Genomic DNA, 14,934 nt, shown 5'->3' with positions numbered 1-14,934 from the left:
CGGTACGGGCCCGTACCGGACGCATCGGCGACAGCGCCCTGCGGGCACCTCGCCGGAGCAACACCGAGCGCACAGCATGCCAAGCACGCGAAGTACGCACAGCACGCCAAGTACACCGAGCACGCAAAGAACGCCGAGAACGTCGTAGAGGAGTGTCCCGGTGAGCCAGCCGGAGATGCAGCCCGGGGGCCCGGCCCGGGAGGAGCGGAGCGAGCCGCCGCGTGGTGATCTGACCGGACGGCCGTTCCCGCTGGGCGACTGGGGCGAGCCCGCCGAACGCCTCGACGAGCTGTACCGCTGGGTGGAGACGGCCGCGCTGCGCACCGTGGACTGGTATCTGGCGGACCGGGTCTGGAAGCGGCGTACGGGGCGGCTCCTGCGGCTCGGTACGGCGCTGGGCACCATCGCCGGTGCCGCGCTCCCCCTGCTGGACATGACCGGTCAACTGGAGGGCGCCGCGGGCTGGGGCTATCTCGCGCTGCTTCTGGGCGCGGCCTGCCATGTCAGCGACCGCTACTTCGGGGTCACCGCGGGGTGGATGCGGAATATGGCCACCGCGCAGGCTGTGCAACGGCGATTGCAGACGCTGCAATTCGACTGGGCGTCGGAGAGCGTACGGGAGATCCTCGGCCCGGCCGATGGCACCGCGAGCGAGGCGGCGGAGCGCTGCCTCGCCGTACTGCGCCGTTTCTCGGAGGACGTCCAGGAGCTGGTCAGGGCGGAGACCGCCGACTGGATGCGCTCCTTCCACGGCGGCCTCGACGCCCTGGTGCTCCAGGCGGGCGCGCTGCCCGGCCCCGGCGGCCCGGCGCGCGGGCCGGATCCGAACGCCGCCGCGAGCCGTACCGCGCTCCCGCCGGGCACCCGCCCGAACATGCCGCGCCAGCGCCCGCCGGAGCCGCCGCGCTGAAGCGGCGGGGCGCCCGGTGAACGCCGGACCGGCAACCCGGCAACCCGGCAGCCGGTCGAGCCCGGCGACCCGGCGACCCGGCGACCCGGCGACCGAGCCGACCGGCGGCCGGTCAGCTGAAGACGATCATCGAGCCCTGGCCGAGGCTGCGGGTGGCCGCCGCGTGCAGGCCCAGCCAGACATGGCGTTCCCGGGCGAAGGGGCTCTCGTCGTACGGGATCGGCCCGGCGGGCTCCTCCAGATCGGTGCCGCGCTCCGGGGGCTGCGGCGGGGCCGGCGGGTTCGCCGGGTCGATGCCGATCGCCGGGGCGACGTACTCCAGCTCCCGCAGCAGCCCCTGGGTGGAGCCCAGCGGGCCGCCGCCGGAGAGGAGTTCGTCGGTGGACAGCGGGGCCGCGAAGTCGACCGGGACATAGGCGCCCGCATGGTCGTAGTGCCAGACCAGATGCGACTGCCGGGCGGTTCCCTCGAACATCTCCAGCAACTGCTCGTAGTCACCGCCGAGTTCGTCGACGGGTGTCACGGCGAGCCCGCAGAGCTGGAGCAGATAGGCGCGGCGCAGGAAGTGCAGGGCGTCGTAGTCGAATCCGGCGACGGGGGCGACGTCCCCGGAGAGCCCGGGCATGTACTGGAACACGGGCACGGTCGGCAGTCCCGCCTCCGCCAGGGCCGTGTCGTACGCGGCCAGCTCTTCGGCGAAGGGGTTGTCGGGGCTGTGACAGAGCACGTCGACGAGGGGGACCAGCCACAGGTCACAGGCCAAGGAAGGGCTCGCTCTCCACGGTAGGGACGATCCACGACAGGGACGACGAGAGGCAACACGGGCAGCGGACGCACGGCGGACAGCGGTACGGCGGAGTGCGCACGGGCGGTGACCCCGCGCCGCACCGGAGTCGAGCCGGGCCGAGCCGCACCAGACTATGCGCCGCCGGGCCCGGAGCGAAGAGCGGCCCCGGCGGCCGGCGCCGCGGGGACCGGTACCGGATCCGGGTCCGTCACCCGTCCGTACCCGCCCACCGGTCCGGTCATGCCGGGGGCGCCCGTTCGTCCGGTTCGGCCCTTGGTTCAGTACGTGGCTCAGCTCTTGCGCACCGGGTCCCCCACATCCCACACCAGCACCCCGCCGACCCACTTCCCCGGCCGCTCCAGCAGCGCCTCCAGGGCGGCCTGGAGCGGCTCCTCGTTCTGCTGCGGCGGCAGGACCACCACACCCGCCTTCCAGTCCGCCAGATCGGCGCGCGCCTGCTCGCGCTGGAGCGGCCCGATCTCGGGGACCTCGCCGGAACCGCGGACCTCGTTCAGGAGGTTCGGGGTGTGGCGGGGCACCGCACCGTAGATCCCGAGGTCGTCCGGCCCCCAGGGGCCCATGAAGTAGCCGCCGGCGATCGGGAAGCCGAAGCCGGTGGTGGACTGCCAGTGCAGGGCGTCGGCCCCGGCCGGGCCGGGCAGCGGCACGATCACCATCGACTCGCCGGGCGCCAGATAGTCGCGGTAGGCGCCGCTGGTGACGAAGTCGGGGACCTCGCTCCGCTCCCGTACGGGATAGGGCGTGGGCACGATGGGCAGCAGCGCGGCGGCCAGGGCGGCCGCGCCCAGGATCCGGACCGTCCGGAGCGGGGGTTCCGCGAACCGTACGACCGCGACCGCGAGGATCATCCCGAGGACCGGCGCGCAGATCATCGCCACCCGGGACTCGATGACCGCCTCCAGCAGCGGTGCCTTGCCGAGCGGTGCCCAGGGGCCGGGCACGGTCGCGTCGGTGAAGGGGACCGGGATGTCCGCGCCGAGGGAGAGCAGTGCCGCGGTCCCGGCGGTCAGGGCGAGGGCCGCGATCAGGGTGGAGCGCCACCACTGGACCACGATGCCCGCGACCAGCGCGATCAGGGGCCAGCCGTAGAAGGCGTTCTGCTCGGTGCGGTTCATCGCCAGCGGGTCGGCGCGTTCGTCGGTGCCGAAGAGGGAGCGGCCGGCGAATTCGAGGAAGGCGCGGGGGCTGTTGTACGTATCCGAGCCGTGCAGCACCCCCGAGTAGCTCTGCGGGCCGAAGAACTGCCAGGCCAGCGGCCCGGCCACCAGGGGCAGACAGACCAGGAGCCCGATCCCGGTGCCGCGCAGCAGGGGCCGGGCGCAGCGGCGGGCGGTCTCGCGGTCCAGCAGGGCGTAGAAGAGCGCGAAGAGCAGCATGCCCATCGCGGCGAGCAGCAGCGGCTCCTCGCCCATGAAGATCTGGTACGCGGCCAGCAGTCCGAGGACGACGCCGTCGCGGACCACCCGGTGGCCCTCGCAGAGCCGGAGCGCGCGGTCGGCGAGGAGCGGGAGCACGAACAGGACGAGGAAGTTGGGGTGGGCGTTGCCGTGGGAGATCATCGGCGGCGCGAAGGCGGCGACGGCGGCGCCGAGGGCGGCGGCCCAGCGGTGTCCGTCGCCGGGGTCCTTGGCACCACCGGGGTCCCGGCCGCTGCCGGGGCCCTTGGTGCTGCCGGGGCCCCTGGTGCCGCCGGGGCCCTTGGCGCCGCCCGGCGAGGCGCCGCCGGGCCCGCTGCCGCCGCCGTCGGTCCCGGCCCGGGACCTGGCCGCGGGCCCGGTGATCCGGCGGACGATCAGCCAGTACCAGGCGATGGCGGTGGCGGCGAGGCCGAAGGTGAGGACAAGGGCCCAGGTGACGGTGGGGCCGAGGAGGAGGGTGACGGGGGCGAGCGGTACGGAGAGCCCGAGCATCACCGTGTTCGCCATCAGATTGACCCCGTCGGGGGCGTTCTGGGCATGGGTGAAGAGCGGGTTGCGGAGGTTGGCCACATTGTCCGCGGTGACCGCGAAGAACCACTCCCACTGGTTCTGGTCCTGGCCCGCGTCCGCGAGATAGCCGCGGTCGAGGTCGGCCCAGAGGTCCTTGTAGAGGACCAGGGACACCAGGCAGAACAGCAGCGCGATCAGGACGTCGGCCCGGCGCATGGCGGCCGTCCGCAGTCTGACCAGTTCACCGAGGACCCGGGCGTAGTCCAGCGGCCGCACTTTGGAGCCGGGCCGGTGGGACCAGCGCACCGGTGCCTCGGCCACGGGCCAGCCCGAGCGGCGGAAGTACCGGAGGATCTCCACGTCGATGGCCCAGCCGTCGAGCGCGGAGGCGGCGAAGGCCGTGCGGGCCCGTTCGCCGTCGAAGAGCTTGAAGCCGCACTGGGTGTCCCGCAGCCCGGGTACCGCGACGGCCCGTATCAGCAGATTGCCCGCGCGGCCGAGCCATTCGCGGCCGCGCCACTGGTGGACGTCGATCCGGGAGCCGGGGTGCGCGCGGGAGCCGATGACGGCGGACGCGTCCTCGGCGGTGAGCTGTTGGTCGAGCCGGTCCAGTTCCTCGATGGGGGTGGCCAGGTCGGCGTCGGTGACGAGGACCCGGCGGCCGTACGAGGCGAGGACGCCGCGGCGCAGGGCATCGCCCTTGCCGCGGTTCCGCGGGGAGGAGACGACCTGGATGCGCGGGTCCTCGGCGGCGGCCCCGCGGGCGACGGCCGCGGTGGAGTCGGTGGAGCCGTCGTCGACGACGATCAGCTCCCAGTGGCCCCAGCGGACGGGGTCGGCGTCGAGATGGGCGCGGACGGCGTGCAGGGTGGGGAGCAGCCGCTCGGCCTCGTTGTAGGCCGGGACGACGACGCTCAGGGCGACTTCGCCGGTGCCCTGCCGGACGGGGGCGGGGACACCGGTGCCGCGCCGGGCCGCCGGGCCGCCGGAGGTGCCCGACGTGCCGCCGGAGGTGTCCGAGGTGCCGGTGCCGCCCCGGGCCGCCGTGCTGTTCGCCGTACCGTTCGCCGTTCCGTTCGCCGTGCCGTCCGTCATGACGACAGCTTTTCGTCGAGCCGGGCCGCCCACGACAGCGAGAGGTCGTTGTAGGCGCAGAGCACTTCGCGCGCCGCCTCGACCTCGCCGGAGACCAGCGCGTCGACCAGTTCCCCGTACGCCGTGAACAGCCAGCGCCGGACATCGGGCTCGATCCGCAGATGCGGCATGGCGAAGACCCAGATCTGGACCCGCAATTGATGGATAAAGTCGGAAATATAGCGGTTGGAAACTATCGTTCCCAGCTCGCGCCAGAACCGCAGGTCGTAACCGATCAGAATGTCGAGGTCCCCGCTGCGGGCGGCCCGGTCCGCCTCCTCCGCGCGCCGCCGTACGGGCGCGACGGTCACCGCGTTGATCCGGGTGCGGCCGGTGCGGCGGGCGTGCTGGACGATTCCGTCGATGACCAGCGACCGGGTCTCCACCATGTCCCGGTAGTCGTCGACCGTGAACCGGTGGACCCGGAAGCCCCGGTGGTGGTCCGATTCGAGCAGCCCCTGCGCGGACAGGTCGACGAGGGCCTCGCGTACGGGGGTGGCGGAGACCCCGTACTGGTCGGCGATCTGCTTCACGGTGAATTCCTGGCCGGGCTGGAGGCGTCCGGCGAGCACCTCGTCGCGCAACGCGTCCGCGATCTGCTGCCGCAGGGTGCTGCGGGTGACCGGGGTGCTGCCGGAACCGGGCATCGTGGGCTTCTCCTTCACCGGGGGTTCCCGCCACGATAGGCCAGCCCCGTGTGAGGAAGAGGTGAGCGGGTGGTGGTGGACGATGGGTGATGTCTTCGAACCGGCGACCGGTGACGGCGTCGTCGGCTCCGTGACCGGCGGCGGTACGAATGCCGAGGTGGCGCGGGCCGAGGAGGTGCGTACGGCGTATGCCGGGCTGCTCCAGATCCGCCGGATCAGCGGTGCCGTACCGGCGGCCTGGGAACGCAGCCAGGTGGTGCGGGCGGTGGCGCTGACCCTGGAGGCCGCGGGCCTGCCGCCGTCCGCGGTGACGCCCGCGGGCGAGCGCGCCGCCACGGGCTACCGCGTCTCGCCGGGCCCGCGCCCCGGCACCGCGCACATCGAGTGGCTGGGCCCGCCGGGCAGCGGCGCCCAGCAGGAGTCGGGCACCCGGCTGCGGGCCTGTACGGCGGCGCTGGACGCGATCGGCGGCTGGGACGCGCTGCTGTACCGCGGGGAGCGGGGGCGGCGGTTCGTCGAGGTCGAACCGCTGGGGTGAACGGCGGCCCGGCGGTGAAGTAGCCGGGCCCGCACCCGTACCGCGCCCGGCTACTTCACCGCCGCCACGTACACGCTCCCCCACCGCCGCTTCGGATTCGCGATCGTGGCATCGAACTCCCACGGCTCCACCGCCGCGAATCCCGCCTCGGTGAAGAGCTGGACGAGCTTCTCGTGGTCGTACGCCCACAGGTGCGGGGTGTAGTGCGGATCGTCGTCCTGGTCGCGGAAGACCAGGTTGACCAGGTCCAGCCGGGTGTTGATGTGCGGGCGGCAGTCCCGGCGGCCGTACCACCGGCGCAGGGTCTCCTCGACCGGGTCCAGCGGCCCGTAGTGGCGGCCGAGGGCGAAGGCGGCGTCCGGGACCCCGGTGACGATCCGCCCGCCCGGCGCGAGCACCCGGTGCGCCTCCGCCGCGTACCGCTTGGCGGAGCGCGGGTAGTCGATGTGCTCCAGGAAGTGTTCGGAGAAGAGGAGTTCCACCGAGCCGTCGTGCAGCGGGAGCCCCTCGCGGACGTCCCAGAGCAGATCGGCGGGCGGGGCCGCGTCGATGTTGAAGAAGCCGGCCGGCCGGTGTCCGCCGCCGCCGATCTGGACCCGGGCGGGCCGCTGGTCGATCCGGCCGTCGGGCCGGGACCTGCGGCCGTCCTGGTGGTGGCGGTGGACCCGGAGTTCGCGGGCCGCGGCCCGGAGCGCACGGGCGAGGCCGTGGGTGGTGGCGGGGTCGGAGAGGGTGGCCGCTATCTGTTCGCCGAGGACATCGGCAGCGGGCACGCCGAAGGAGCGCATGAGGGTTCTCCCGTTGAGTTCCGGATGAGGGTGCGGATGAGGGTGCGGGCGGGGGTGCGGGCAAGGACGCAGGCGGGGTTGCGGGCAAGGGTGCGGGCGGGGTTTCAGGCCGCGCTGGGCGCCGGGGCGGCCCACTGGTTGTTGCGCATGAGGGTGTACTTGATGTCCACCAGCCGGGGCGCGATGGTCAGCGGCAGCTGCTCGACCGGATGCACATGGCCGGTGTCGTCCCGTTCGGCCCGCCAGACGCGGTAACCGAGGTTCGGATAAGCCGGGTTGATGCCCAGTTCGCCCTTCGGCATGGTGCCGTTGAAGGGCGCGACGATGTCCATCTGGTTCCAGTAGTTCCACGCCTGGAGCGCCTTGTACTGGTCGAAGTAGAAGTAGAAGTCCGGATAGCGGCCGAAGGTGCGCAGCTCCCGGTGGATCAGATGGCCCAGCAGCGGCCCGAAGCGGGGTGTGAGGGCGTCGAACTCCCAGCGTGTGTGGTGCCAGGCGCGAGGGATCCCGCCGGGGGCGATCAGCCGGGCCACCACCAGATGGCTGATCCGTTCGACGAGGTAGTCGGCGGCGTGGCCGGGGTCGACGGTGGGGTCGATCGGGCGGAGCAGACCCGGCAGCTTCTCCGGCCGGGGGTGGAAGGCGGCGAGGTCGAACTTGCCGGGCAGATTCGGATAGGAGGCGAAGAGCATCTCCTTGTAGAGCCGGTTGTTCAGCTCCCCGAGGTCGGCGAGGCGCCGGGTGTGCCGGGAGGTGGAGTGGAGCATCAGATACTCCGACAGCGCCTCGAAGTAGAGATAGCCGAGGATGGGCAGCCTGGGCACGGCGTCCGCCAGCATCCGCAGAAACGGTCCGGCGGGGATCCGCAGCCCCCGGTGGGCCACGGCCGCCGCGGTTGCCAGGAAGATCGCGGAGTTACGGACCCGGGCCACGACGGCATCCCGCAGCCGGTGCCGCTCGGCGGTGCTCAGCAGATACTCCAGATGCCGGTAGATGCCCAGGTGGATCAGGCCGAGCCGGAGGTAGTCGACCCCGGCGAGCCCCCGGTAGGCATGCGGGGGCACATCGATCTCGAAGATCAGCGGAGTGGGTGTCCGGTCGGTGACCCCGAGCCGGGCCAGCCCGGCCGGGGCCTCCTTGGTGAGGATGTACTCGGCGAGGTTGTGCATCCGGAAGCCGTATTCGGTGCGGGTCAGCGGCGCACAGTAGACGCTGCCGACGAGGCAGCCCCCGGACGGGTAGAGCACGCCCTGGCGGCTGATCTGCTCCAGGGCATGGGTGACATGGAGGAGGTGGAGCGTTCCGCTGCCGCGCAGGGTGTCGAAGAGGGTGTTGCGCCGCAGCAGATGGCCGTTGGGCGATTCGTGCAGGCGCCGTTCCCAGGCGGCGGTCTGCCGGGCGAGCGGTCCGTTCGCCGTCTGGGCGAAGGGGATTCCGGCGGCGTCGAAGAAGACATGGGCGTCGGCCCACGGCCGGTACGCGTCGACGGGTTCCGTGGCAGAGCTGCCCGGCCCGCCCCCGTTGCTGGTCCAGGTCATGATCGGGCGATGTCCTTCTCCGCCAGCGCCGACAGGACGGCGGCCGCGCTGTCCGCCCCGGCGAGCCGGGCCCGCTCGGAGAGCGTGACCAGGTCGAAGGCGAGTGCGCGGAAGCCGTCGAAACCGGGCTGTCTGACCCGGCGCCCGTCGGGCCACCAGGAGAGCTTCGGCAGCCGGTAGCGGTCGAGGGCGTCGGCCGCCTTGACGATGTCGCAGACGGCCCGGTGGGCCCGGTAGGGAGCGTTGTTGTACGGGGGCGGAGCAGGGGCCGGGGCAGGGGCCGGAGGCGTACGGCGCTCGCCGCCGGGGTCGCCGCCGCGACCGCCACCGGGTCCACCTAAGTCACCGGGTCCACCGGGGTCGAAGGCCTCGTACGGGACGTCGTGCAGCCGTACGGCGGTGGCGGCCCGGAGCACGGTGTGCGGCGGCGCCGGCCGCGGCAGGCCGAAGCGCGCCCACACCTCTCCGGCCCGGTCGGTCAGCCAGTGCGCCGCCCGTTCCCCGTGCCCCGGGTCGTCCCGGTCGTGGCGGCGGCGGCAGTCGTGCACCGCCGCGGCCACCACGGCGGCCGCGGTGTCGGCGGCGTCCAGCCCGTTCGCCGCGGCGAGGACGCCCGCGAGGGCCGCGGTGCGCATCGCGTGCCGTACGCCGTGGAGGGAGTCGGCGAGCCGGGGTTCGGCGTACCAGTCCGGGGGCGGCGCGGACCGCAGGATCAGCGCCCGGGTCGCGGGCGGCAGCTCCGGCCGGGGCGCCGGGCGGAGCGGTGGCCGGTGCGCGGTGATCCAGTCGAGGGTGGGCCGGTCCTGGTACTGGTGCGCGGGGAGCCGCCCGCGCGCGGCGAGGCCCACCAGACCGGCCTCGGTCGAAGGGTCGGTTGTCAGGTGCCTGCGGACCACCGCTCGCTCTCCTTGCGCTCCTGCTCCCGGGCCTCGAAGGCGGCGGTGAACTCGGCCAGTTCCTCTTCGGTCATCAGTACGACGCCCAGTGCCGCCGCGACACCGGCGATCCGCTCTGCCGCCGCGGTACGGGCGGCGCCGGGCGCGTCGTCGTCGAGCAGCACCTCGAACTCGGCGTGGTGTCCCCATGCCTCGCTCCACTTGACGGCGATCTCGACGCCGTCGAGGCGGAAGTTGTGGCGCCGGGTGAAGGCCTCGTGGCGGGTGCCGCCGAAGCTGAGGGCGTCGAGGAGGCGTACGGCGGTCGCCACATCCGCCGGGGCGATGGCGAACTCGGTCTCCCCGAAGGCGGCGCCACGGCCGATCCGGTTGTTCTTCAGGCTGACCTTGGCGGTGCCCGCGGACGTGTTCTCGGTGACCTTCAGCAGTTGGTCGGGGAGTACGTAGAAGTGGATGCTCTTGTCGTCGGGGCCCAGGTCCTCGGCGTCGCACCGCAGCCGGCCGAGGAGCCGGTCATGGGTCTGCGGGCTGTAGCGGGCGCGCATTTCGATCTCGACGGGCACGTGGTGTTCGCCTCCTGTGTTCGGGCACGGCGGCCCGCCGGTCCGGCCCGGAGGGTGTGCGAAGGGCCGGAGCCGGTCCCGGCGGATCGTCCGGGCGACTGCGGGACTGCGGGACTGCGGGACTGCCGATGAGTGGGTGCGGAGTTGCGGTGTGCGGTGTGCGCTCTGCTGTATGCGGTCTGCTGTGTGCGCAGTGCACGGGTTACGGGAGTTCGCGGGTTACGGGAGGTGCGCGGGGTCAGCCCGGACAGCCGAAGCGTGCCCGGACCACCCCGTCGTGCAGCAGGGCCGGAAGCAGTACGCCGCCGACCGCCGTCCGGCGGGTGGCGACCTGCTCCTCGGTGCCGGCCGGGCAGGCGTCCAGCAGGTCCAGGCACTCCCGTACCCAGACCCGGGACGCCGTCCAGTCGCCCCGGTCGCGGTGGAGCACCGCGAGGGCGTACGCGGTCTCGGCGGCGGCCCGGCGGTCGTTCGCCAGCTCGTGCCGGAAGGCCGACGCCATGGCCTCCACGACCTCCGCGGACGACGTGACCTCAACGGATGCCACGGACGCCACGTACGCCACGGACGCGGGCTCTCCGGCGGCGGCCGCCGGACGGGGACTCCGGTCGCTCATGATCCCTCTCGGACGGTCGGCTGCCCGGCCCGGGTGAACGCGCGCCGGGGCGGGACGGTCAGTACGTATAGGTCTCCGCCAGCGTCCGGTAGTCGTGCAGCTCGGCCCCGGTGAACCAGAGCGCCACCTCCTGTTCCGCCTCCGCCCGGTTGCCGGAGGCATGCACAAGATTGGCCACGGCTTTTCCGGAGGCGATACTGGCGGCCGAGCTGTAGTGCGAGAAATCTCCGCGGATGGTTCCCGCGGGCGCCTCATTGGGATAAGTGCTCCCGACGATCTTCCGTACGGTGGCGATCGCGTCGAATCCCTCCAGCACCAGGGCAATCACCGGCCCCTGGCGCATAAAGGCATCCGTCAGCCGGTAGACCTCGGCTCCCAGCCGTTCTTCCAGGTCGAAGTAGTGGCGCCGGGTGAACTCCCGGTCCATCCAGACCATCTTGGTGCCGACGACCTTCAGTGCGGCATCCTCGAATCGCGCGAAGATCCGTCCGGCGAGTCCGCGTGCGAGTGCGTCGGGCTTGAGCAGAACGAGTGTGCGCTCGACCGAATGTTCCCGGTCCTGGGCCATGGCTGTCCCTTCGATGTGATGCACATTCCGGATGACGGCCGGAGGACCGTCCGGTGCCGAGGCTACCGGCGGGACCTCACCCGAACTTCCGCCCGAATTACTACACGTTCGAGAGGCACAGCGCGATCAACACCACAGTGCATGAATACCAAGGGGAGCCTCTTCCGGCCACTATGCGCCGAACGGACCACCGCCCAGGAGCACTCCTTTAAACTCTTTACCGTTACTGCTCACTGCCGGCAACGGCCGTCAGGCGCTCTCGTTCACGATGGGGAAGATCTTCCGGAAGGGTTTGCCGGAGGGGCGTCCCGTACGACCGCCCGCCCCGGTGACCACCATTCTTCCCCCGGCGCCTCCGGCACCACCATGCAGCGCCGGTGCAGCCGTAGTGCACCTTCAGTGCCGATGTTCCCGCAGCGGGAACACCCAGGGGGCGGAGGGGGCGGCGATGGATGTGATCGACGTCTGGAACGGCCGGTACGCCTGCCTCCTGCAGGCAGCACTGAGGCTCACGAATGAGCAGTTCGCCGCACAATTGGGCATTGGCGTCCGGACGGTGGCCACCTGGCACGCCGATCCCCATGTGGTGCCCCGCCGCGAAATGCAGCAGCTTCTCGACACGGTTTACGAAAATGCCGTTCTGTCGGTACGCCAGCGGTTTGCCCTGCTGATCTCCAGGGAACGTGGCAGCCATGTGCCGGGGCCGTCCGGGGCGCAGGCGCTGCGCGTGGCGATCGCGGTGGTGATACGCGATCAGGAGGTGCTGCTGGTCTGCCGGAGGGACACGGATGCGAGTGGTATCACCTGGCAATTCCCCGCGGGGGTCGTCAAACCCGGCGCCCGGCCGGAGACCGCGACCGTACGGGAAACGCTGGACGAGACCGGAGTGCACTGTGCGGTCCGCCGCCGGCTCGGCGACCGGCTGCATCCGGTGACCAGTGTGCTGTGCGAATACTTCCTCTGCGAATACCTGGCGGGCGAGGCCACGAACTCCGATGAGATCGAGAACGTCGACGTCATATGGGTGCCGGTAAAAGCGATCACCCGCTTCATTCCCGCCCATACGATCTTCCCACCCGTTCTTTCCGTCCTGGAGGAACCGAAATGACGCAACAGGAGCCCGCCGTCCGGCCGGGCATCGCGGCCGCGGTCATCGTCCACCGGGGCCGGGTCCTGATGGTCAGGCGCCGCCGGAGCGAGGGCAGTCTTTCGTGGCAGTTCCCCGCCGGTGAGATCGAAAGCGGCGAGTCCGTCGCCGGCGCGGCGGTCCGGGAGGCCCGCGAGGAGACCGGCCTCGACGTCTCGGTGCTCCGCTCCCTCGGCGAGCGCGTCCATCCCGCGACCGGGCGGCTGATGTCGTACACCGCCTGTACGGTCCTCGGCGGTACGGAGCAGGTGGGCGATCCCGAGGACCTGGCGGAGCTGGCGTGGGTCCGCCTGAAGGAGATCCCGGAGTACGTCCCGTACGGCCTCTTCACCCCCGTTCAGCGGTATCTGGAGGAGGAGCTGGAGGAGTAGCCGGACGGCCCCCTGCCGGCCGCGCCGACCCGGCCCACCCGGCCCACCGCGCCCTCCCGGTGCGCCGGTCCTTCGGTGCTCCGGTGCTGCGGTCCTTCGGTGCTCCGGTGCTCCGGTGCCCTCAGCGGACCCGTTCCGTGCGGACGTAGACGCCGATCCGGACCCGGCCCACCGTCCGTTCCTCCCGGAGCGTGAACTCCGACTCCAGCACCTCGCGCTTCACCGCCTCCCCCGGGAACGGGTCCACCGGCTTCCCCCGGTGGTCCTGTACCGCCACGATGCGGTCCATCGCGAGCATCCGCGACCGGATCCGGTCCGGGGGCAGTTCGGCGCCGAAGAGGGTGTCCGAGGCGCGGGGTCCGGCGGCCAGGGAGACGTCCCTCAGACCGTCGACGGACGAGGAGTGGACCAGGATGTTGGAGCGGCGGCGGTACGGGGTGAAGAGGACGCCGTCGCCGGGTTCGGAGGCCGCCGCTATCGCCGCCGCGACCCTGCCGACGTTGTCCGAGCGGGCGGCCGGGGTGCGCTCGTACGGGCCGTGGCCGACGAGCACGACCACCGATGCCGCGGCCGTCGCCAGGACCAGCGCCCGTGACCAGTGGCGGTCGAGCACCGCCCCCAGCAGCAGCGCCGCGCCGACGGCATAGAAGAGGACATAACGACTCACGAACAGGGGGTCGAACAGGGAGACCGCCAGCAGCAGCGCCGTCGGGAGCACCAGGATCGGCACGGCGACCGGCGCGACCGCGGCCAGCGCCGGGCTGCGCAGGCTCAGCCGGGCCAGCACCGCCCCCAGGGCGATCAGGATCAGATCGGGGTTGCTCGGGAAAGCTATCCAGTCGACCTGCTGGGACTGGGCCATGCTGATTCCGGCGAGCGGCGCGAGCCCAAGCGAGACCACCGCCGCGGCGATCCGCCAGCCGCGCGGCAGGGCGTGGAAGACCGCGGCCGCGCGCCCCTCCGGCCCCGGCAGCGCGTTCGGCCGGGCGCCCAGCCACAGGGTCACCCCGTGCGCCGCCAGGGCCAGCACCGCGAACTCGTGCAGCAGACAGGCGAAGAGCATCACCGCGGCATACGCCGTCCACCTCCGGCGCAGCAGCAGCCAGGTTCCCCAGGTGACGCAGGCGCAGACCAGGGCGTACGACCGGCCCTCCTGGGCGTACCGCTGCACCATCGGCAGCACCGGCAGCACCAGCCCCGCCAGCAGTCCGGCGCGCGGCCCGGCCAGCAGCCGGCCGATCGCGGCGACTCCGGCGGCGGTCGCGCACATGGCCAGAACCGACGGCAGCCGCATCGGGACGAGTCCGGGCTCCCAGACCGTGAACACCCCGTGCACCAGGAGGTAGTAGAGGCCGTGGACCGCATCCGCCGAGTCGGTGGTGCGCAGGATCTCGGCGACCGTGCGCAACGCCATGTCGTAGGTCACCGCCTCGTCGGCCCAGAGCGTGCCTTCGCGCTCCAGACCCCACAGTCCGAGGGCCAGCATCAGTACGGCGGGCGGTACGGCGATCCGCCAGGTGCCCGTGGGGCGGGCAGGGGGCGCGGGGGCGGTGGGGCGGCGGAGTGCTGAGGGGGCCCGTGGCGGCCCTGCGATATCGAGCATGCGACGAGTCCAGCCGCGCCGCCCGTTGATGCGCAGTCCCCGCCGCCGGGCCCATCAATTCACTACCCTCGCAGGCCGGGGCCGGGCAGTGCAGGCTGTGGCGGCGGAACGGACCGGCGGACGGGGGCGGACGGATGGGACGACGGGAGAAGCCGCTGGACCCGGCCGCCGGGCCGGTCCAGCGGTTCGCGCACGAGCTGCGGGAGTTACGGCGGCGGGCCGGCGGGCCGACGTACCGCGATATGGCCCGCTCCTCCCCGTACACCGCCCCCACCCTGTCCGCCGCCGCGGCCGGTGAGAGGCTGCCGTCCCTCGCCGTCGCCCTCGCCTATGTGTCCGCCTGCGGGGCGGGCGGCCGGGCCGCCGAGTGGGAGCTGCGCTGGCGCGAGGCCGCCGCGGACGGCGGGCCCGGGCCGGACGACGGTCCCGGCCCCTACCCCGGACTGGCCCGCTACGGCCCCGAGGACAGCGGCCGCTTCTTCGGCCGTGAGGACCTGGTCGCCGAACTCCTCGCCCTCACCCGGCGGCACCGCTTCGCCGCCCTCGTCGGCGCCTCGGGCAGCGGTAAGTCGTCGCTGCTGCGGGCCGGGCTGATACCGGCGGTACGGGAGGCGGGTGCCGGGGCGGACGACCGGACGCCCGGCGGGCGGGGGACGGGCCGGGGCCCGGGGCCCGGGGCAGGCCGGGAGCGGGAGCCGGGCCGGGAGGCGGCGGCGCCTCGGGACCCGGCCCGGCGGGCGGCACCGCAGCTCGCTCCGGAGCACGGGACCGGCGCGGGATGGGCGGACGGCCGGACGCCCGGCGGGCGGGGGACGGGCCGGCGCACGAAGCGTGCGGTACGACCGGTTCCCTGAGGCAGCACTCCGGTGGCCCGGGGAC

At 72.9% G+C, this 14,934-nt stretch carries 15 protein-coding genes; 5 read left to right on the top strand and 10 right to left on the bottom strand.

Features of this window, described 5'->3' with window-relative positions; all coding sequences use genetic code 11:
* Nucleotides 1–160: 160 nt before the first annotated feature.
* On the top strand, nucleotides 161–910 hold the full coding sequence (locus ACWDR0_RS03145) for an SLATT domain-containing protein (RefSeq protein WP_456349871.1): 750 nt from the start codon (nucleotides 161–163) through the stop codon (nucleotides 908–910).
* Nucleotides 911–1,022: 112 nt separating this feature from the next.
* On the opposite strand, the gene ACWDR0_RS03140 is transcribed toward ACWDR0_RS03145, so the two are convergent.
* From ACWDR0_RS03140 to ACWDR0_RS03130, 3 genes are all read right to left on the bottom strand, one after another.
* Nucleotides 1,023–1,673, bottom strand: a complete 651-nt coding sequence (locus ACWDR0_RS03140) for a hypothetical protein (protein WP_456349870.1) — start codon at nucleotides 1,671–1,673, stop codon at nucleotides 1,023–1,025.
* A gap of 314 nt (nucleotides 1,674–1,987) precedes the next feature.
* Nucleotides 1,988–4,741, bottom strand: coding sequence for a dolichyl-phosphate beta-glucosyltransferase (locus tag ACWDR0_RS03135; RefSeq protein WP_456349869.1), 2,754 nt, complete (start codon nucleotides 4,739–4,741; stop codon nucleotides 1,988–1,990).
* On the bottom strand, nucleotides 4,738–5,427 hold the full coding sequence (locus ACWDR0_RS03130; protein WP_456350012.1) for a GntR family transcriptional regulator: 690 nt from the start codon (nucleotides 5,425–5,427) through the stop codon (nucleotides 4,738–4,740). The genes ACWDR0_RS03135 and ACWDR0_RS03130 overlap by 4 nt, the downstream gene beginning before the upstream one ends.
* Nucleotides 5,428–5,509: 82 nt before the next feature.
* Between ACWDR0_RS03130 and ACWDR0_RS03125 the strand changes: the two genes are divergently transcribed.
* Nucleotides 5,510–5,965 (top strand): hypothetical protein, encoded by a 456-nt coding sequence (locus ACWDR0_RS03125; RefSeq protein WP_456349868.1) that lies wholly within the window; start codon nucleotides 5,510–5,512, stop codon nucleotides 5,963–5,965.
* 50 nt (nucleotides 5,966–6,015) lie between these two features.
* Here the strand turns inward: ACWDR0_RS03125 and ACWDR0_RS03120 are convergent, their stop codons facing one another.
* The 6 genes from ACWDR0_RS03120 to ACWDR0_RS03095 all read right to left on the bottom strand — a co-directional run bounded on the left by ACWDR0_RS03120 (nucleotide 6,016) and on the right by ACWDR0_RS03095 (nucleotide 10,934).
* Nucleotides 6,016–6,753: a class I SAM-dependent methyltransferase gene (locus ACWDR0_RS03120; RefSeq protein ID WP_456349867.1), complete on the bottom strand. Its 738-nt coding sequence runs from the start codon at nucleotides 6,751–6,753 to the stop codon at nucleotides 6,016–6,018.
* A gap of 104 nt (nucleotides 6,754–6,857) precedes the next feature.
* Nucleotides 6,858–8,291 carry a hypothetical protein gene (locus ACWDR0_RS03115; RefSeq protein ID WP_456349866.1) on the bottom strand — a complete coding sequence of 478 codons (1,434 nt, stop codon included), beginning with the start codon at nucleotides 8,289–8,291 and terminating at the stop codon, nucleotides 6,858–6,860.
* A complete protein-coding gene (locus ACWDR0_RS03110; RefSeq protein WP_456349865.1) occupies nucleotides 8,288–9,187 on the bottom strand; it encodes a hypothetical protein in 900 nt (299 codons plus the stop codon). Before ACWDR0_RS03110 ends, ACWDR0_RS03115 begins: the two co-directional genes overlap by 4 nt.
* On the bottom strand, nucleotides 9,169–9,750 hold the full coding sequence (locus ACWDR0_RS03105; protein WP_456349864.1) for a hypothetical protein: 582 nt from the start codon (nucleotides 9,748–9,750) through the stop codon (nucleotides 9,169–9,171). The genes ACWDR0_RS03110 and ACWDR0_RS03105 overlap by 19 nt, the downstream gene beginning before the upstream one ends.
* Before the next feature lie 238 nt (nucleotides 9,751–9,988).
* Complete coding sequence (locus ACWDR0_RS03100; RefSeq protein WP_456349863.1) at nucleotides 9,989–10,366, bottom strand: hypothetical protein; 378 nt, start codon at nucleotides 10,364–10,366, stop codon at nucleotides 9,989–9,991.
* 58 nt (nucleotides 10,367–10,424) lie between these two features.
* Nucleotides 10,425–10,934, bottom strand: coding sequence for a nucleoside-diphosphate kinase (locus ACWDR0_RS03095; RefSeq protein ID WP_456349862.1), 510 nt, complete (start codon nucleotides 10,932–10,934; stop codon nucleotides 10,425–10,427).
* Between the two features lie 448 nt (nucleotides 10,935–11,382).
* Here ACWDR0_RS03095 and ACWDR0_RS03090 point away from each other — a divergent pair, with 448 nt between their 5' ends.
* Both ACWDR0_RS03090 and ACWDR0_RS03085 read left to right on the top strand, forming a co-directional pair.
* The gene (locus ACWDR0_RS03090) at nucleotides 11,383–12,042 is read left to right on the top strand and encodes an NUDIX hydrolase (protein ID WP_456349861.1); all 660 of its coding nucleotides are present in this window, start codon (nucleotides 11,383–11,385) and stop codon (nucleotides 12,040–12,042) included.
* Entirely contained in the window at nucleotides 12,039–12,452 is a 414-nt protein-coding gene (locus ACWDR0_RS03085) for an NUDIX hydrolase (RefSeq protein ID WP_456349860.1), read from the top strand. The genes ACWDR0_RS03090 and ACWDR0_RS03085 overlap by 4 nt, the downstream gene beginning before the upstream one ends.
* Before the next feature lie 121 nt (nucleotides 12,453–12,573).
* On the opposite strand, the gene ACWDR0_RS03080 is transcribed toward ACWDR0_RS03085, so the two are convergent.
* The gene (locus ACWDR0_RS03080; RefSeq protein ID WP_456349859.1) at nucleotides 12,574–14,055 is read right to left on the bottom strand and encodes a glycosyltransferase family 39 protein; all 1,482 of its coding nucleotides are present in this window, start codon (nucleotides 14,053–14,055) and stop codon (nucleotides 12,574–12,576) included.
* Nucleotides 14,056–14,189: 134 nt separating this feature from the next.
* Between ACWDR0_RS03080 and ACWDR0_RS03075 the strand changes: the two genes are divergently transcribed.
* Nucleotides 14,190–14,909, top strand: a complete 720-nt coding sequence (locus ACWDR0_RS03075; RefSeq protein WP_456349858.1) for an nSTAND1 domain-containing NTPase — start codon at nucleotides 14,190–14,192, stop codon at nucleotides 14,907–14,909.
* Nucleotides 14,910–14,934 lie beyond the last annotated feature (25 nt).

Source organism: Streptomyces sp. NPDC003691 (genome assembly GCF_053981115.1).
The sequence above is the reverse complement of the archived record's forward strand: the minus strand, read 5'-3'. Positions and strand labels throughout refer to the sequence as shown.